The organism is Bacteroidia bacterium, from assembly GCA_020852255.1.
Classification (GTDB): Bacteria; Bacteroidota; Bacteroidia; order JADZBD01; family JADZBD01; genus JADZBD01.
On the sequence record JADZBD010000002.1, the window covers coordinates 360,270 to 378,714 of the forward strand.

The 18,445-nt window shown below is 47.2% G+C and carries 17 protein-coding genes and 1 pseudogene; 8 read left to right on the forward strand and 10 right to left on the reverse strand.

Features of this window, described 5'->3' with window-relative positions:
- Positions 1 to 259 precede the first annotated feature (259 nt).
- From IT233_02335 to IT233_02360, 6 genes are all read left to right on the forward strand, one after another.
- A complete protein-coding gene (locus IT233_02335; protein MCC7301457.1) occupies positions 260 to 1,309 on the forward strand; it encodes a hypothetical protein in 1,050 nt (349 codons plus the stop codon).
- Between the two features lie 2 nt (positions 1,310 to 1,311).
- Positions 1,312 to 4,122 carry a DUF5060 domain-containing protein gene (locus IT233_02340; protein ID MCC7301458.1) on the forward strand — a complete coding sequence of 937 codons (2,811 nt, stop codon included), beginning with the start codon at positions 1,312 to 1,314 and terminating at the stop codon, positions 4,120 to 4,122.
- Positions 4,123 to 4,197: 75 nt separating this feature from the next.
- On the forward strand, positions 4,198 to 4,956 hold the full coding sequence (locus IT233_02345) for a hypothetical protein (protein MCC7301459.1): 759 nt from the start codon (positions 4,198 to 4,200) through the stop codon (positions 4,954 to 4,956).
- 52 nt (positions 4,957 to 5,008) lie between these two features.
- Positions 5,009 to 5,515 carry a T9SS type A sorting domain-containing protein gene (locus tag IT233_02350; GenBank protein MCC7301460.1) on the forward strand — a complete coding sequence of 169 codons (507 nt, stop codon included), beginning with the start codon at positions 5,009 to 5,011 and terminating at the stop codon, positions 5,513 to 5,515.
- Positions 5,508 to 6,293 (forward strand): hypothetical protein, encoded by a 786-nt coding sequence (locus IT233_02355; GenBank protein ID MCC7301461.1) that lies wholly within the window; start codon positions 5,508 to 5,510, stop codon positions 6,291 to 6,293. Before IT233_02350 ends, IT233_02355 begins: the two co-directional genes overlap by 8 nt.
- A gap of 49 nt (positions 6,294 to 6,342) precedes the next feature.
- Positions 6,343 to 7,533, forward strand: coding sequence for a T9SS type A sorting domain-containing protein (locus IT233_02360; GenBank protein MCC7301462.1), 1,191 nt, complete (start codon positions 6,343 to 6,345; stop codon positions 7,531 to 7,533).
- On the opposite strand, the gene argH is transcribed toward IT233_02360, so the two are convergent.
- The 9 genes and pseudogenes from argH to IT233_02405 all read right to left on the reverse strand — a co-directional run bounded on the left by argH (position 7,520) and on the right by IT233_02405 (position 15,808).
- Positions 7,520 to 8,722, reverse strand: a complete 1,203-nt coding sequence (gene argH / locus IT233_02365; protein ID MCC7301463.1) for an argininosuccinate lyase — start codon at positions 8,720 to 8,722, stop codon at positions 7,520 to 7,522. The two genes, IT233_02360 and argH, sit on opposite strands and share 14 nt — an antisense overlap.
- Complete coding sequence (locus IT233_02370) at positions 8,719 to 9,762, reverse strand: M20/M25/M40 family metallo-hydrolase (GenBank protein ID MCC7301464.1); 1,044 nt, start codon at positions 9,760 to 9,762, stop codon at positions 8,719 to 8,721. Before IT233_02370 ends, argH begins: the two co-directional genes overlap by 4 nt.
- Positions 9,763 to 9,766: 4 nt before the next feature.
- Complete coding sequence (argB, locus tag IT233_02375) at positions 9,767 to 10,561, reverse strand: acetylglutamate kinase (protein MCC7301465.1); 795 nt, start codon at positions 10,559 to 10,561, stop codon at positions 9,767 to 9,769.
- Positions 10,558 to 11,550: an acetylornithine carbamoyltransferase gene (locus tag IT233_02380; protein MCC7301466.1), complete on the reverse strand. Its 993-nt coding sequence runs from the start codon at positions 11,548 to 11,550 to the stop codon at positions 10,558 to 10,560. The genes argB and IT233_02380 overlap by 4 nt, the downstream gene beginning before the upstream one ends.
- Positions 11,547 to 12,689 carry an aspartate aminotransferase family protein gene (locus IT233_02385; protein ID MCC7301467.1) on the reverse strand — a complete coding sequence of 381 codons (1,143 nt, stop codon included), beginning with the start codon at positions 12,687 to 12,689 and terminating at the stop codon, positions 11,547 to 11,549. The genes IT233_02380 and IT233_02385 overlap by 4 nt, the downstream gene beginning before the upstream one ends.
- An 11-nt stretch (positions 12,690 to 12,700) precedes the next feature.
- Entirely contained in the window at positions 12,701 to 13,678 is a 978-nt protein-coding gene (locus tag IT233_02390) for an N-acetyl-gamma-glutamyl-phosphate reductase (protein MCC7301468.1), read from the reverse strand.
- On the reverse strand, positions 13,662 to 14,867 hold the full coding sequence (locus IT233_02395; GenBank protein MCC7301469.1) for an argininosuccinate synthase: 1,206 nt from the start codon (positions 14,865 to 14,867) through the stop codon (positions 13,662 to 13,664). Before IT233_02395 ends, IT233_02390 begins: the two co-directional genes overlap by 17 nt.
- A gap of 61 nt (positions 14,868 to 14,928) precedes the next feature.
- A pseudogene (locus IT233_02400) lies at positions 14,929 to 15,471 on the reverse strand (GNAT family N-acetyltransferase).
- 130 nt (positions 15,472 to 15,601) lie between these two features.
- The gene (locus IT233_02405) at positions 15,602 to 15,808 is read right to left on the reverse strand and encodes a hypothetical protein (protein MCC7301470.1); all 207 of its coding nucleotides are present in this window, start codon (positions 15,806 to 15,808) and stop codon (positions 15,602 to 15,604) included.
- Between the two features lie 130 nt (positions 15,809 to 15,938).
- Between IT233_02405 and IT233_02410 the strand changes: the two genes are divergently transcribed.
- Both IT233_02410 and IT233_02415 read left to right on the forward strand, forming a co-directional pair.
- Positions 15,939 to 16,754, forward strand: a complete 816-nt coding sequence (locus IT233_02410; protein ID MCC7301471.1) for a T9SS type A sorting domain-containing protein — start codon at positions 15,939 to 15,941, stop codon at positions 16,752 to 16,754.
- On the forward strand, positions 16,751 to 17,626 hold the full coding sequence (locus IT233_02415; protein ID MCC7301472.1) for a 1-aminocyclopropane-1-carboxylate deaminase/D-cysteine desulfhydrase: 876 nt from the start codon (positions 16,751 to 16,753) through the stop codon (positions 17,624 to 17,626). Before IT233_02410 ends, IT233_02415 begins: the two co-directional genes overlap by 4 nt.
- Before the next feature lie 4 nt (positions 17,627 to 17,630).
- Here IT233_02415 and IT233_02420 read toward each other — a convergent pair whose 3' ends face one another.
- On the reverse strand, positions 17,631 to 18,395 hold the full coding sequence (locus tag IT233_02420; GenBank protein ID MCC7301473.1) for a TonB-dependent receptor: 765 nt from the start codon (positions 18,393 to 18,395) through the stop codon (positions 17,631 to 17,633).
- Positions 18,396 to 18,445 lie beyond the last annotated feature (50 nt).

Consider the following 18,445-nt stretch of genomic DNA (forward strand, 5'->3'; position numbering starts at 1 on the left):
ATCTATACGGATGTACGGATTACAGATCGGTACGGATGCACGGATAGGTTGCCGGGGGTGGATTAGGAGTGCCAATGAAAATCCCTGCTTTTTGAGATCTTACGACGAATGCTGATGTTGGGACGGACGAATGGTTGATGTTTGTCATTGAATTTTAGCATGACTTTCTTTTGCTGCATTTGGGTTTTAAAATAGAACCTCAACAATTTGGAACCGGTGATTGAGTAGACTACATTTGGGTTAACAAACTCATTGCTGCATGAAATTCTCACTCTCCTTCACGTTTGCCTTTCTCCTGTTAGGGGGGGGGGGCATGTACGCACAAACTAACACTTTTCCTTCGAACGGAAATACCGGGGTTGGAACTACAAATCCGGGTGAAAAACTGGAAGTTGTAGGAAACATCAAAGTTACCGGAGATCTCGTTGTGGGAGGTCTATCACGACTGAAAAGCAATGTGATCATTGAAGGCCCGCTGCGTTTAAAACCTTTTACCCTGAATTACCAGGCGCCCGACAGATTGTTAGGGGTGAATGCCATGGGAGTAGTGACGGTGAACCCCAGCATTGATCGTTTAAATGTTTACAGGATCGCTCCGGTACCGGGAGACAGCATCATTCGATTCGGGGACAGCACCTTACTTTTTTATCCTTACAACAGGATATGGGCCGATCAAACCCAAACGGTTAAAGGCATCGGGATCAGCGGAGGAACCTCGCTGGGAGCTTTAGCTGTAGCGTTGGGAAAGACTTCGGCATCGGGAGATCATTCCATTTCTCTTGGGTACCAGGTGCGCGCGGCGGGGTTTAATGCTGTTGTCATTGGCTCAAATCCTACCGGATCACCAACCTATTTCACGAACTATACCACCAATTCCCTGATGGTGGGCTTTAATTCCGACCGGCCAACCTTGTATGTAAGCTCATCTGGTGGTGCGGGGACTACGGGCGTGGTTTGCATCGGCACCACTGTCCTGCCCAATGGACCACAATATAAGTTAGCCGTTGCCGGCACTATTCTCAGTCATGAGGTAGAGGTGGTCGCTCCTACCCAATGGCCCGATTACGTTTTTGAGAAAGATTATAAACTCATGTCGCTGGATGAGCGTAAAGCTTACCTTGAAAAGCACCGCCATCTGCCCTATGTGTCTTCCGCGGAGGAGTTAGGGAAGAATGGCATTGCAGTAGCCGAAATGTTCAAGTCCCTGACAAAGAACATTGAAGAACTGAATTTGTACATTTTTCAGCAACAAGAACAGATAAGGACGCTTGAAAAGCGTTTGCTGGAACTCGAACAAAAAGCAAAGTAGTCATGAAACAGTTTTTGACCCTTGCTTTCGCCGGTTCTATTATAAGTTCTGTACCTGGTCAGGTACCGTTTCCGTGTACCCGTATCCAGGGCGGGCCCTACTCTTCAGGTGTGCATACTGTTTATAATTCAGAGTGCGTAACATCTCCCGGCGTTATTCCAGTCATTACCCTATTCGACCAGCAGGCCCAGGTGGAGTTCAAATCCGGAAAATCCATCAAAATGCTCCCGGGGTTCCGCGCAGGTAACTTCACAACAGGACATTTTTTAGCACATATTGAAGAGCCCGCAGTAAACGCTTTTATTTACTCGCCCGCAAACTACGATCCCATTAACAACCCCATACTGAAGTACAGCAAGTTTGAAATAGGTATAGAATTGCCTCAAAGCATACAAGATCAGATCAATGATTTTATTGGCGGAAATGCCGGAATTAATCCCTATGATCCCGATCAGATCAAGATCCAGGTGGATTTTCAACATCAACTCACCGGAAATATATACACCCGCTACGGTTTTTATTATCAGGATGTAACCGCTTCAGGAAACGGGTGGACCATAAACACAAATACACTTCATCCCTTCAGGGTCCGCTTCGCTCCGCCATTAGATGGGTTCTGGTACGCCACTATTAAGCTTATCGTAAACAATAACCAGGTTGGGAATCCGTATGTAGCGAATTTTCTCGCAAGCCCCAGTAACGAGAAAGGGCATTTGCTGGTGGGGACCTATAAAAAGACCCTGAAGTATGAAAACAGAGAAAGCTTCTTCGCTATTGGAAGGAATGTCGCTTTTGCGGAGGAAGATCCCTGGGAGTCGTGCACCTCTACACCTCAAAAGTTTAATGAACAGAGAAGTTACATATCAAGCATAGCTTCAAATGGCGGAAATTTTGTGCGGGTTAGAATGGATCCATGGAGCAATGCTATTGAATGGGGAACAACGCAATGTGGAAATTATCAAAACCGCCAGGATCATGCATGGGAATTGGATAATACCTTGACATTATGCGAAACAGATAATATGAAAATGATGCTATGTCTTCAGGGAGATGCGGAGCTGAGCACTTTTTTTGAGTGGGATAGCAATGACAACCTGCACAGCATCAACTGGGGAGCAACAGGACAGGGCAATCCTCCGAATGTAATTGCCCAAAATCCCTATTACCATTTGCTCGGGGGGCCCAGTGTGAACCCCAGCCCTATGCTCTTTCTCACAGATCAGTCCGCGAAGCAATATTTCAAGCAGAGGCTATTTTATATAAATGCCAGGTGGGGCTACAGCACCAGTATTGCCCTTTGGGAGCTGATGAATGAAACTGACAATATCGGGCGATACGGGATAGGCCCAACGCAAACCCTGTATAATTCAACAACGGTACAACAAGCGGTTAAAGACTGGCATTGCGAAATGAGTACATATCTCTCCTCCTTTTACCCTGCCCACCTCACAACAACCGGCTATACCGGCGGGGGGCCAAAGCAGTTTGATCAAAGTTCTCTTTGTCCGGTGTTAAGTGTGTTGTCGGGAAATAGTTACCGTGACGATATTACTATGAATAGTGACGCACGTTTTCATTTTAAAAACTCAAAATTCTATTACAATTATTTCAATCCCTCTCCACCTCTTAATCCATATTACAGTCCAAAACCTTTCATTTTTGGTGAGATTGGATTGGATAATGGTTGTTTCACTTGTCAAGACAACGACTTTCATAATGCCACTTGGGCCACCGCCTTTATGGGCCACATGGGAAGCGGACTTCACTGGTGGGACTGGGAAAATCAGTCAATAAACCATAATGCAAATTTTCTGCCTTTGAAAATCTTTATCAGTAACATAGACTTTGAAGCAACAAATTATTACTCTCATGTGAACGTTTCACACAACATTGCCCAAGACAAAAGAATAGAAATTTTTTGGCTCGCCGATAATGCCGGCCGGCAGGGCTATGGCTGGATTCACAACGAGAGCGTGTACTGGAAAAATTCTTCTGAAAGCTGCACACTCTCTGTCTGCGATGCGGTTACCACACAGCCCGGCACACCTTATGTTATTTACGAGCAGCTCAATAACCCGAAGGTGGAAATAACCGGGCTGAACGTACTTCGCTATTACGACTTTGATTTTTACAGCACCCGGCAAACAGGACAATACATAGGAAGCCATGGGAACGAGCTGGCTAACCTGGCCGGCACCGTCAAATTCAGGTATAAACTAACCACAGTGCCTGATTACACATACAATGAATACCCTGACGTGGCTTTCAGATATAGGATCAACGGCACTAACCGCATTACCGGAGATACCGTTTGGCTCCCGAATGATACAAATCTCTATGTTGCCAACCCTTTCCCTTTCTCTCCGGGTTTGGGCGACACGGAGACATACAGTTTATTATGGAATTTTGGCTTTGGGGCAGTTTCGGAGGATCCAAATCCTGAGATACTTTTTCCCGGACCGGGGCTTTATACTGTGTCACTTCAGTTAACGGACAGCTTTGATCACAGCACTTGGATATTTCAAAACTTTGTCTTTTTGGATACTGCAGGCTATGGCAGCGGAAGATTTCAGGCATTACCGGAAACTTTGGCACCACATTTTTATCCCAATCCATGTAGGGACTATTTATTCTTTTTGACGGCTGGTTACGATTATTATGAGTTATATTCGACAACAGGCGAATTATTGATTTCTTCGAAGTGCGATTTTGAAGTTACTTATATAGATCTTCGTCAATTTTCATCAAGCATTTACCTGTTGAGGCTTATCAATGAAAGAAAGATTGAGACTTTAAAGATACTTAAGGAATGACCGATTATAAACGATTGTTTGCCTGAACAACTATTTGATTACCAATATTGATATTTTTATTACTCAAGAGGTCTAATGAAAAAAGCAATTCCACTCATTATTCTGCTGTCGGTGATTGGACCGCCATTGACTTTATTCTCACAGGATACGTTAAGATCTAAATTGTCGGTTTCTCTTTTATATGGTATAAGTGGTTTACAATTGAATATTGATCAAGATTCTGAAACCTATGGCGACGGAAAGAGGTTTGCGCCCACGACAAATGATTTTAGCACATACGACTTCTCCAAGGGCGGGTCAATCTCTTTCCAATTGCCGATCTTTAGTAAAATGTTATTCGGCATTTCTTCAAGCTTAATATTCAGTAATTGTGTTGTAATTGGCAGAGTATTAAAACCTTTGGGGTCCGCATATGAATACAATATTAATGGAATAGCAATAACACCTGGAGATAGCGTAATCCCAATCGATAAATATTCCTTCCGAACGATTAGTTTTTATGCCATGTTATCAATTCCAATGAACAAAAGCAAAAGGTTGTCAATATCTGGTGGCGCAGGGCTAGGGAAGAGTACAATTTACAGAAAAGAGCGATCTATTGGTAAATATTCTGATATCGAGAAAGGGACGTCTATTTCCGAACGAAACTTTTCATTTGTTGGCTCTCTCTCTCATGAATTGAAACATATCGGAAATTATTCTATCATTGGAAAATTAGACATTTATTACTATCCGTTTCTCGTTGGAGGATTTATCGACTTTTATAATACGAGATTTCGTGCATTCTTCCGACAATTTTATTTAGTGACTCCGAGCATTGGAGTGTCATTTTAGTTTTTAATACCTGATTGGATTCAATGCCACATTTATTAAATTGTTCTCGATAATGGAGTATGCGAATGATACAACCCTCTATGTTGCCAGCCCTTTTACTTTCTCCCCCGGTTTGGGTGACACTAACGCGTATAGTTTATCATGGAATTTTGATTTTGGGACTTTTTCGGAGGAACCAAATCCTGAGATACTTTTTCCCGAACCGGGGCTTTATACTGTGTCACTTCAGTTAACGGACAGCCTTGATCATCGCACATGGATATTTCAAAACTTTATTTTTCTGGACAGTACCATATCCGACAATTACCGGTTACAGAAGGGTGAGAATAACGAGAGTGTGTTTATATATCCCAACCCCTGTAAGGATTACTTGTTCATCCCATGCGACAAATGTGCCGCCCTCGAATTGTATTCGATTTCCGGAGAGCTACTGGAATTTAAAGCAGTTACACCGGAAATTACTTCATTTGACATGAGAAACTATTCTCCAGGCATTTATTTGCTGAAGCTTATCGGCACAAATGAAACCCACATGATGAAAGTTATCCGAAATGACTAAACTTACGCAGATAGCTTTGTTACTTTGTCTCCATATTAGCGGATATAATTTAGTTGCGCAGGATTCATTAAAAAGATGTTTTTCAGCACACCTGTTCTTAGGAGGTAGCAACCTAAATGCAATAATTCATCAATCAAGTGAAACTTATGGAGATTATGGAGCAATGTTCGCACCCACAAAGAACACGTTCAATACTCTTTCAAGTGTTCAGAGCGCTTCGATTTCGTACCAGTTTCCGATTTTTAAAAGAATATTACTGGGCCTTTCGGGAAATCTCCTTTATTATACCGCCGAGATCAATGACAGAGTGCTAAAGCCTCAATTTCAGTTCAATTGTTATGATTGTGCGTATACATATAACAGCGACAGTGCTACGATATTTCCAGGTGACAGCGTAATACCCAGCGACAGGTATTATTTCCGCACTATGAGTCTCAACCTAATTATATCCGTTCCAATTGGGAAAAGCAAAAGAACATTGATAACGGTAGGAGCTGGCAGGCCGAATAAAAATTGCATATACCGGGTTCAAAGGGTAATATATTCTAATGTGGATAAGGGATACATTTCTTCTTCAAGCCTAAGTACCGTCAGATTATTTTTCGGTTCTGTTTCGACCTGTCTTCGCAGCTGGGAAAAATTAAAGCTAATTGGAAAAATAGATTTTTATTATTCCAAGGAAATATTCGGAGGACATATAGACTTTTATAATACTGAATTTAGTGCGACTTTCAATGATTTCCGTATGCTCTCGGCCGGAATTGGAATATCATTTTGATATATCATTTTTTTATTAAGCAATAATGAAAATCAAATAACAGCCACTCATGAAAAAAGCGCTTCTTCTCATTTTCACCTGCACCACGTTATTCTCCTTTGCCCAGTGGACACCGCAGACCTCCACCACCACCAATGATATTCCGGCGGTACAGTTTATTAATGCGAACACCGGTATTGCGCTGGCCGGTTTAACGCAGTTGAACACAACCAATGGCGGGCAAACCTGGACCGGTACATCCATCCCCGATGCCTGCCTTTCCCTGCAGATGCTGAATTCTTCCGTCGGCTTTGCCTGCGGATGTAACGCAGATGTGCTGAAAACTACCAACGGAGGTGTATCGTGGACCATTTCGCTCAACGATAGCAACGTAACCCTCTTCTCAGTTCACTTCCCTACCTTACAGGTAGGTTATGCGGTGGGTTGGGATATGGCCACACTCTTTGGGGCGGTATATAAAACAACAGACGGAGGCAACAGTTGGAACTCCCTGACCAACCCTGCCCTTGATCTGATCAACGATGTATTTTTCGTAAATGCGGACACAGGATGGATAGTTGGGTTTGATGGTAACGGAGACTTTATTTACAAAACCATTGACGGCGGGGCGAACTGGATCACCCAAACACCATCCGGTAATGCTAACATCTATGCCATTACCTGCCTTTCACCGGACAGCTGCTGGTGCGTAGGAGGCTATGGTACACAACTATCAAGAACGATCAATGGAGGTACCACCTGGCTGCCGTGCACTAATACTCAATCCAACCCATTGTACGATGTGCAATTTGTGAACGGGACAACCGGTTACGCTGTGGGGGGAAACGGCCTAAGCTCCGGCCACATTATTAAAACTGTGGATGGGGGCCAAACCTGGACATTGAACTACTCCTGCCCCTATACCTTTCTTTCCCTGGATTTCCCCAGTGCAACGATCGGATATGCCGTGGGTACAGGCGGAGCTATTTATAAGTATGACCCTTCGAGCAGTATTAATGAGGAGTCTTCTACCACTTCCGTTCAATTATTCCCTAACCCGACTGATAATCTTCTGAACATCACTTGTGATCAAAAGATATTAAATCTGAATATTCTTAGCCTGGAAGGAAGGAGCATCCAACAGGAAGCGCCGGGATCGTTCACCATTGCAATTCAGGTTTCTGAACTTCCCGAAGGAATCTATTTTGCAGAGATCCGAACCCTGAATGGAGTAATCCGCCAGAAATTTACTGTGCAGTAGCCGATAACTCCTCCTTCACCTTCAAATACGCATCGCGGAAACTCATTCCGTCCTTCACCAGTGCATTCACCTTTTCTACCGAGCGAATGTGCTTGTACTTCTCGTCGTCGAGTATGTTTTCCCGGAAACGGATGTTTTGAATCATCAGTCCCGACATTTCCAGGCAGGATTTCAAGGATTCAAAAGCCGGGAAGAGCTCTTCCTTCAGCAATTGAAGATCGCGATGATAGCCGGAAGTAAGATTGTGCGTCATCAGGGTGATCGTATTGGGAAGTGCGGCTAACTGCCCTGTCTTCCCACGAATGATCTCCCATACATCCGGATTCTTCTTATGTGGCATGATGCTGGAGCCTGTGGTCAAATGATCCGGAAAAGAAATAAAATTTATTTCCTGTGTCATAAAGAAAATGGCGTCATACGCAAGCTTGTTCAAGGTCCCGGCCACCGTAGCCAGAGCCATGGCAGCGATCTTCTCTGTTTTTCCACGCGTCATCTGCGCATACACCGGATTCTCGTTCAATTCTGCAAAACCGATTTCCTTCGTGGTAAAATCACGATCCAGAGGCAGGTCAGTTCCATAACCGGCTGCCGATCCCAAAGGATTTTTATCCGAAACCGAAATGGCCGTCTTCAACATCAACTCATCCTCCGCTAAACTTTCGGCATACGCGCCCAGCCACATCGGTGCGGAAGATGGCATCGCCACCTGAAGATGGGTATACCCCGGAAGTTCAATATCCTGGTTGGCCTCCGCCGCCTGTACCAACCTCGACCTTAAGGTCGAGGTAAGGGAACAGGCGACCTTGAGATCCTCTCGGATAAAAAGCTTGATCGCGGTAAGCACCTGGTCATTTCGGCTACGGCCGAGGTGGATCTTTTTTCCTACCTCTCCCAGCTTTTCGGTGAGCATCATCTCTATTTGAGAATGTACGTCTTCCACTCCCGGCGCGATTGCGAATGTTCCTTTGCGGATCATCTTCCCTATCTCCTCCAGGGCTAAAACCAGCTGTTCAGCCTCCGGCTTGGGGATAAGTCCAACCTTTCCCAGCATTTTTGCATGCGCCTGGGAAGCGATCACGTCGTAGGGGGCCAGCAAGAGATCATGGGAAGTATCCTTGCCCACGGTGAACTGTTCTACCATCTTCTCCTCTACATCAGGAGAACCGCTTTTTGTTGACCAGAGTTTCATATCAAATTCTTTAGTAGTTCAGAATAAATAATCAATGCCTTTTCTATTTCATCGACGAGGATATATTCATCGGCAGTATGAGACCTTTCACTCTTCCCGGGGCCTATTTTCAAGGCCGGGAACGGCATCAACGCGGTATCCGACAATGTTGGGGATCCGAAAGGAATGCCTCCCGTTTTGATCGCAGCTTTGACCAAAGGATGCTCATTAGGGATGAACGAGGGTTGTAACCGCACACTGCGGGGAGAGATCTCAGACTGGATCACCTTCCGGAGTTCATTCAGAATTTCCTCATGAGTATATTGATCGGTGCTTCGTACATCAATAACCCAGCGGCATTCATCGGGGATCACATTATGTTGCTTTCCGGCATTCACTTGGGTAACCGAGAACCGAATCTTTCCCAGGTGCTCACTTACTTTGGGAAGAACAAGTTGCTCTATACAGCGGATCTCCCCGATGGCCTTGTAGATCGCATTGTCACCGGTATCGCGGGCTGCATGTCCGCTTTTTCCGCGCGTAACGATATCCAGCACCATCAATCCTTTCTGTGCCACGCATGGTTGCATTCCGGTCGGCTCACCCACAATCGCGCAGTATATATTCTTCACGTGCGCTAAAGCTAACACCATCCCGCCACTGCCTGAGTTCTCCTCTTCCGCACTGGCCAAAAAGCACAATTGATAAGGTAAAGCCTGCTCCGCATGTGAAATAAACGTGTAGAGCAGGGTTACCAATGATGCCCCTGCATCGTTGGCTCCTAATCCATAGAGTTTTCCATTTTCAATCGCTGGTAAAAAGGGATCCCGGCTGTATCCGGTGGCAGGCTTCACGGTATCCAGGTGGGAATTCAGCAATAAAACCGGCCTCCCCACATTCGCGTGCGCGTATGCCCAAACATTGTTTCCGGCCCGCTGAACGTTGAACCCATTTTCTTTTAACAGGTCTGCGATAAGATCAGCCCTTCCCTTCTCCTCCCCGCTGAACGCAGGAATAGCGATCAGGCGGAAGAGTAAAGCGACACACTCCTCAGCTGTCATGGTATTAGACGATACAAGTTCCGGCGTCTTCATCGCAGGCGATCATTTTTAAAAGATTCTTGAAATGTCCGATGTAAACTCCCTGCACGCCGGATTGTATGGCCTGAAAAGAGTTATCGAGCTTCGGGATCATTCCCCGTGTAATCCGGTCTTCGGACTTCATCTGCCGGTAAAGTGAAAGGTTAAGCCGGCTTACGAATGAATTTTCATCCTCTGCTTCACGCAGCACGCCCGGTTTTTCAAAACAGAAATTCAATTGCACCTCAAACGTCGAAGCCAAAGAGACAGCGAGGGTTGAGGCAATAGTATCGGCATTGGTGTTCAACAACTGACCGGAGGCGTCGGCGGTAATGGGAGCAAACACCAAGGTTCCGCAGGTATCCAGTAACTTCCTCATGACCTCCGTATTTACGGAAGCGGGCGAAATGTCGCCCACGAAGCCAAAGTCGATCTCCGGATGATTCCTTTTCTCGGCTTTCAGGATGGAGAGGTCGGCACCGGTGATCCCTATCGCTACTTCACCCTTCGCATTCAGAGAGGCAACAATATTTTTATTGATCCACCCTGCGTAAACCATCACCGCGATCTTTAACGTACCCGCATCGGTGATCCGTCGCCCTTGCCACAGCACCTGTGAGATTCCCATTTTATTCGCCAAGTCTGTGGCCAGCTTTCCACCGCCATGCACCAAGATCTTAGGATGCGGCACTTTAACAAAGTCCGCCAGAAATTGGTTTAGCGCGGCGGTATCGTCGATCACATTCCCTCCGATCTTGATAATATTTAGCTTTTTCTTCATGCCGTTACAGTTTCCTTTTCAGATTCCACGGGCCATTGTACTTTATTCCCACAGAGGCGATTCAGCACCGCCATAGCAGACCACAAACGGTTTCCGGCTTGAGCAGAGGTGAGTGAAAATGGCGCATCCAGGATCTCGTCCGGAACTTCAAGGTTCCGGCGCACGGGTAAACAGTGCATCACCCTGGCCTCATTGGTCAAGGCCATTTTCTGCTCATTTAACATCCAGTCTTGTCCGCCTTCAAATACTTTTCCGTAATCAGTATAACCCGACCAGTTCTTTACATAAACGAAATCCGCATTCTCCAGCGCTTTTTCCTGATCATGTTCGATCACAGCACCCCGTGTAAAATCTTCGCACAGTTCCATGCCTGCCGGATGTGTGATCACGAGTTGATGTTTCATTGCCAGTGACCATTCTGCGAAGGAATTGGCAACTGCCTGAGGTAAGGCTTTAATGTGAGGAGCCCAGGTGAGCACTACCTTTGGTTTGCGGTTCTTTGGTTTATTCTCTTCAATGGTAATCATATCCGCAAGACTTTGGAGCGGATGGAGTGTAGCGCTTTCAAGGCTGATCACCGGTACAGAGGAATATTTCATAAAACGCAGGAGTACCTTTTCTGAATAATCCTCATCCTTGTTTTTGAGTCCGGGAAAACAGCGCACGCCCAACACATCAAAGTATTGTCCGAGCACACCCGCAGCATCCTTAATATGTTCTACAGAACTGCCGTTCATCACCACATGGTCGTTAAATTCCAGTGCCCATCCCTCCCGATCCATATTCATGACCATGCAGTTCATGCCCAGCATCTGGGCGGCCTTCTGGGTAGAGATGCGCGTGCGCAGGCTGGGATTAAGGAAGATCAGTCCCAGCGTTTTTCCGCTCCCCGCGTAGGAGGCCAGGGAAGGATCCATTTTCATCGCCAGCGACTCCCTGACCAGAAGAGCGGGATCCTCCACATCATGTACTGTTGTAAAGTGCTTCATTTTTCCATTTGTATTTCAGGTGTAAGACAGACTTCGACAGCATTAATAAAATGATCTGCTTCCTCTTTGGTAATATTTAAGGGCGGGAGGAGCCGGATCACATTTTTACCTGATGCCCCTGTGAATATCCTCTGCCGCACCAGCAGTTCCGTACGGAGAGAATAAAGCGACTCGGGGATTTCCAAACCGATCATCAGTCCCCTCCCCCGTAGTTCTTTGAACCCACCCATGGTTCGGAGTTTTTTCATCAGGTATTCTCCTGTATACCGGGCTGCCTCAAGGAGATTCTGCGACGCCAGAACATCCAGCACAGCAGTAGCCGCAGTACAGGCAAGATGATTTCCACCGAAGGTTGTACCCAGCATGCCATGGTTGGCTTTTACTTCCGGTGTAATGAGGAGACCTGCCACCGGAAAGCCGTTGCCCATTCCCTTGGCCATGGTGATGATATCAGCCCTGACACCGCTGTACTGATGCGCGAAAAACTTTCCGCTTCGCCCGAATCCTGACTGGATTTCATCCGCAATAAGAAAAGCGCCATACTTCCGGCACAAGCGGGCGGCCTTTTCCAGAAACGGTGCAGAAGGTTCGTGAACACCGCCCACACCCTGTATTCCTTCGAAAATAAACGCAGCCACTTCTCCGGAAAATGCCGCTTCCAGTGCCACCTCATCGTTCAGTTCCACAAAGGTTACATGGTCATGACGGTTAATCCGTGCCCGGATGGAGACATCGTCCGTAGCCTCCACTGCCAGCGAAGTGCGGCCGTGAAAAGCCTTTTTCAGTGCAATAATCTTTGATCGTCCGGTAACAAAAGAAGCCAGCTTCATCGCATTTTCATTGGCCTCCGCCCCGCTGTTGCAGAGAAAAAGATTATAATCCGGATAATCACACAAGGCCCCGAGTTTATCCGCAAGTTCCTGTTGCTGTGAAATGATAACCGAATTAGAATAAAACCCGATTTTTCCCAACTGGTACGTCAGCTTCTTCACATAATGCGGATGGGAATGGCCGATACTGATCACACCATGACCACCGTAAAAGTCGAGGTACTTCTTACCCTTTTTATCTGTGATCCATGCTCCGGATGCAGAAACCGGCTCCAGGGGAAAAAGAGGATATACGTTAAACAGTTGCATAGATATCTTTTTTAGAATGCAGTTGCTTTAAGTTTCAGACCGGTTGTTTCCGGCCGTCCGGACATCAGGTTCATATTCTGCACAGCCTGACCGCTGGCGCCTTTCAGCAGGTTATCAATAGCAGAGTGGATGAGCAGTTTTCCGCCATGTTTTTCCAGGCGCAGGTGGCATTTATTGGTATTCACCACCGATTTCACATCAATAGCATGATCCGACAGATGCGTGAAGGGGTGTTCGGCATAATAAGCGCTGAACACCTCGCGGATCCGGCTGATCTGCGCCACTGCATCTGTATATACTGTAGCATAGATACCCCGCGTAAAAGAACCCCGGTTAGGAATAAAGTTAAGTTCTCCTTTCCAGGAAGGAAGGATATGGTGCAGCGTTTCCCCGATCTCCCCAAGATGCTGATGACCAAAAGGCTTGTAGGCAGAGAAATTATTGTTTCGCCAGCTGTAATGCGTTGTGTCGCTCAGCGATTGTCCGGCTCCGGTACTTCCCGTGGTGGCAGCAATATGCACATCACTTTGGAGCAACCCTTCTTTCGCCAGCGGAAGCAGGGCCAGCTGAATGGCGGTAGCAAAACATCCCGGGTTAGCCACATGTTGAGCGGTCCGGATCGCTTCACGATCGAATTCCGGCAAACCATAGATAAAATCGTGCGTTCCCTTTAAGCGAAAATCCTGGCTCAGGTCAATGATCTTCTTACCGAGCAAACCGGGGTTTTCCTTCAGAAAAGCATCGGAAGCGCCATGTCCGAGGCAGAGAAAAAACACATCCGCTTCCGTTCCGGGGTCGCCGGAGAATTTCAAGCTGGTATCACCCAACAGGTCGCCATGCACCAACCATACCGGTTTACCCTCGTGAGACCGGCTGAACGCGTTAATAATCTCTGTATCCGGGTGATTCGTCAGCAGGCGCAGCAGTTCCCCTCCGGTATAGCCGGAAGCTCCCACGATACTCACCTTTATTTTAGAGTTGCTCTGCATGTTCACTGATCTTATGGTAGATTTCTACCTGGTTACCGAATATTTTGGAAAATCCTTTCACATCCTCTCCGGTCCATGATTTGTTCATTTCACCATAGGTACCGAAGCGGGAAGACATGAGATCAAAGGGTGAACGAATGCCGTCCACGGTGAAACGGTAAGGATATGCTGTGAGGAACACTTCGCCGCTCACCCGCTGTTGTGTATTCCGGAAGAAGGCTTCCACATCCCTCATGGCAGGATCCAGGAGTTGCCCTTCGTGTAACCAGTTCCCGTACCAGGCAGCCAGCTGGTCCTTCCAGTAGAGCTGCCATTTTGTAAGTACATGTTTTTCCAGGGCATGATGTGCTTTGATAATCATCATTGGTGCAGCTGCTTCAAAGCCTACCCGTCCCTTAATACCGATAATGGTGTCTCCCACGTGAATGTCGCGGCCGATACCAAAGCCCCTCAGTTGCGTTGCGAGGAAGGCAATAGCTTCCACGGGGTGCGGAAATGCCAGTCCGTTAACAGCAATTAGATCGCCGGTCCTGAACTCCAGGCGGAATTTCTCCGGCAATTGCTTTGTTACCGGATCCGGAAAAGCCTCTTCAGGCAGGGGCTGATCGGAGGTCAGGGTTTCTTTCCCACCAACCGAGGTTCCCCAGATTCCTTTGTTGATGCTGTACGCTGCTTTTTCAAAATTCATCATCACATGATGTTCCTTGAGGAAAGCGATCTCCTGTTCACGGGACAATTTCAGATCCCGTATGGGGGTAATAATTTCTGCCTCGGGCATCAGGATGCGGATCAGCATATCGAAACGTACCTGGTCATTTCCTGCGCCCGTACTACCGTGCGCAATAGCTTCGGCCCCTATCTGCTGGGCGAAATCTGTTACGGCCTGGGCCTGAGAAATACGTTCGGCGCTCACGCTCAGGGGATAAGTATCGTTTTTCAGGATATTACCGTATACCAGGTAACGGATCACCTCATCATAAAACGGCACCAGCTGATCCTTCACGGTGAAGGAGGCCAGCCCCAGAGAAGATGCATGTGATTCCAGGCGTTCGAGTTCCGCAGGGCTAAATCCGCCCGTATTCACGGTAAGGGCATGCACTTCCATGCCGAGAACCTTTGTGAGATATACGCCGCAGAAGGTGGTATCGAGTCCGCCGCTAAAGGCAAGAACTACTTTCTTTTTTTTCATGTTAGAGTATTTTAAAATAGGAAAGAACACGTTTTACTTTCTGCACCGGCTTCCCGGTTTGGTCTGCAGGGTTATATAGCATGGCTGTACAGAGACAATTTGTTCTGTTTTTGCTTTGCAGGATGGGATAATTGATGCAGCTCCTGCAGCCGCTCCAGAATTCTTCGTCCGATGTAAGCTCAGAATACGTTACCGGACCATACCCCAGATCGGAATTGATCTTCATGACCGCCAGTCCGGTCGTTAAACCAAAAATCTTTGCCTCCGGAAACATTCGCCTTGAGAGTTTGAATATTTTTCGTTTAATCTCACGCGCCAGTCCGCTCTTCCTGAATGCCGGAGCTACAATCAGGCCTGAGTTAGCCACGTACTTTCCGTGTTCCCAGGTTTCTATATAACAGAAGCCGGCCCAATCACCGCCGCGTGTGAAGGCAATTACCGCTTTACCCTCGCGGATTTTCTCAACGATATATTCCGGTGACCGTTTGGCAATACCCGTTCCACGGGCTTTGGCGGAGGCCTCCATTTCAAGGCAGATTTGCTCTGCGAAAACAGCATGTTCTTCCGATGCATTCAGCACCAGGAATGATCCTTTAAATTCCATAATGAAATAACGTGTTGTTCGGTTCCGGATAAGGTCAATGGCAAACGGTCACTGACTTCAACGGCACAAAACTTCAGGAAGAGAGTCGGGAGGGACCACCACGTAGGCAGTCAGAGCAGGCCGGACGCGATCAGCGTCTCGGGAAAAAGGGAACTTTAGAAGTAGCAAAAACTATTCCTGCGGGAATAGAAAACAGAACCGCCACTGCTGCGAACACCCTGCGGGCGGCAGCTTTCAGCGCGTTGATGTTTTTGTTTTTCATTTCTTTTTTCGGTAAAAGAATTAAACGTTGCTTTTTATCGTTTGCAAAAGAAATACATTTTTCAATACGTACCAAAAAAAAATTCAGAAAAAGTGATGCTGCCCGGGTTCCGGCACATTGGCCCTCAGTAGGGATGTCCCGGGGAAGACACCATGCAGAGAAAATTCAGTAACTTGCAGCATCATTCCCACTTAAAAAAACAACTATGAAAAAGTTCCTTCTGCTCCTGCTTCTTCCCACCGGCCTCCTGGCGCAGGTGTGTGACTCCCTGATCTCGCCTTGCGTAAGCACCTTTTCCCGGAACGGCTATTTTTTCGATCTGGAGGCGCTGAATCCCATCCAGATCCAGGGTTTTTCATTTACCGCTCAAAACGCAGGTACCCGCACCATTGAGGTATATTATAAGAACGGAACCCATGTCGGCAGCGAGAACAATGCCAGTGCATGGACGCTGATTGGGACCATGACCAACATCACGCCCGCATTTGCCATCAGCTGCCCGCTCCCTCACAACCAGTTTCTGTTCGCATCTGCCATCAATATGAACGGCGGCGACCGTTTCGGATTCTACTTTCAAATGACTTCCGGTACAGGAACGCTGGAATCTCACAGCAACATTACCACCGGGAATATCGGAGCACAGGATGTGAACCTGATCCTGTATTCCGGAGTCGGCGCTAATCCGATTGCAGCTGCCTTCAGCCAGACACTGACGCAGAATCTTACATTCCAGGGCGCAGTGATCTATGATTGCGTCACCTCCGTGGAAGAGAATAACTATACAGAGGTCACACTTTTCCCGAATCCCGCCGGCCAGCAGCTCACACTCACGGCCCATCCGGGTATGGTCTACAGCGGGAGCGTGCTGGATGTAAGCGGAAAACAGGTGATGGATGCAGGATCTTTCCTGGTTTCCGGATCCGTGATTGAGCTATCCGCACTGGCACCTGGGATATATACCCTGCTACTTCAGGATCATGAAGGCGGGCGAATCGTTCGCCGCTTCGTAAAGCAACCGTGATTCCACTGCAGCCTGTAGAGTTGCCGGTGACCCTCAGAACCGGCATTCGGTTGCAGGTACTCCGCCTGGATCTGCTGCACCCGGAATACGGGGGCAATAAATGGTTTAAACTGAAGTTTAATATTGAACGTATGCGTCGGGAGGGGAAAAACACCCTTCTCACCTACGGAGGCGCCCATTCCAACCATATTGCCGCCACAGCCGCTGCCGGAAAAGAGTTTGGCTTTAAAACGATCGGAATTATCCGGGGCGATGAGCTGAACCCGGAGAGCAATGCCACCCTTCGCCGTGCTGCAGAGCAAGGAATGGACCTGCACTTTCTTACACGGGAACAATACCGGAACAAACACCGGCCGGAGGAAAAGAAAAAAATACTCGAAAAATTCGGAGACGTTTATCATGTTCCGGAAGGAGGAGCCAATGAAGAAGCTACCAGGGGATGCGCCGGTATCATCGCGGAGATTCATGAACCCTTCGACTTTATTGTATGTGCCTGCGGTACGGGCTCTACACTTGCCGGACTGATCACCTCGCTCGAAAAGGCACAAATGGCTATCGGTATTCCTGTTTTATCAGAAGCTCAGTTTCTGGAAGAGAGGATCACGGGGTGGGTTGGTCCGGATAAAAATCTCCGTTCACGCTGGAAACTCTATTACGATTATTCGTTCGGAAGGTACGGGGCAATTACACCCGAACTTCGCAAATTTGCACGGGAATTCAGGGAAGACACAGGAATTCCGCTGGACTGCATTTATACAGCAAAAATGATGTGGGGACTGCTGGATCTGACCGAGAAAGGAGTATTCATGAAGGGAGAAAAAGTGATTGCCCTGCACACCGGGGGTCTGCAGGGCAACCGGTCGGCAGAATGAGGCATCAGTCTTCCGACTCTACCATTTGATTTTCATTATATGCCTTAACCATCGCCCGTTTCTGGCTGAGGCCTGAAAAATACGTTTTGGTGCTGATCGCAACGATGCCACCTGTTACATCCCCGTACATTGCAGGAATACCCCCGGTATATACGGTCATGCCCTGAATAGAAAGAGAAGGCACGCCGAATGTTCCGATGACACGCTGATCATCTATGAAATAGGCGGTGGTACCCCGGCGTGAACCCCGGATGTAGACATCTTTTCCGTCGGGTGTAGGCATTAATCCCGGAGTAACATTGGAAGCAATGTTCACGATATCGCCCTTATTGGACGGCATCTGTTTAATTTCCATGTAGTCAATTTTCTTTCCGGAGCACATGGTTTCAGACACCATGCTTTCATATTTGGGAAGAATAACGATTCCGTCGAGAACTGTTGCTTTCATACTCATTTTAAAATTCCTGAAGGAAGTTTTTCCTCCGGATACCGTGATGTCCGTTTGCAGGGTGTCGTAGCCAAGAAAATGCACACGAACGGTGTACTCACCGGCATCCAGTGGCTTTATTACATATCTCCCGTTCACATCAGTTTGCGCCGTTCTGAGTATTTCCTTTCCGGAGATCAGAAACACGTTGACGCCCGGGAACGATTCTCCGTTTTCATCGTTCACCGTTCCGCTGATTTCCCCGGTTTGTGCCAGCATGCCGGAACATCCGCATAGGAAAAGCAGTCCGAAAATCATCTTTTTTAATACGTTGGTATTCATGTTATATGGTTTTAGGGTAAAGGATGTTTTTGTTAATAAGACGAGGGGGA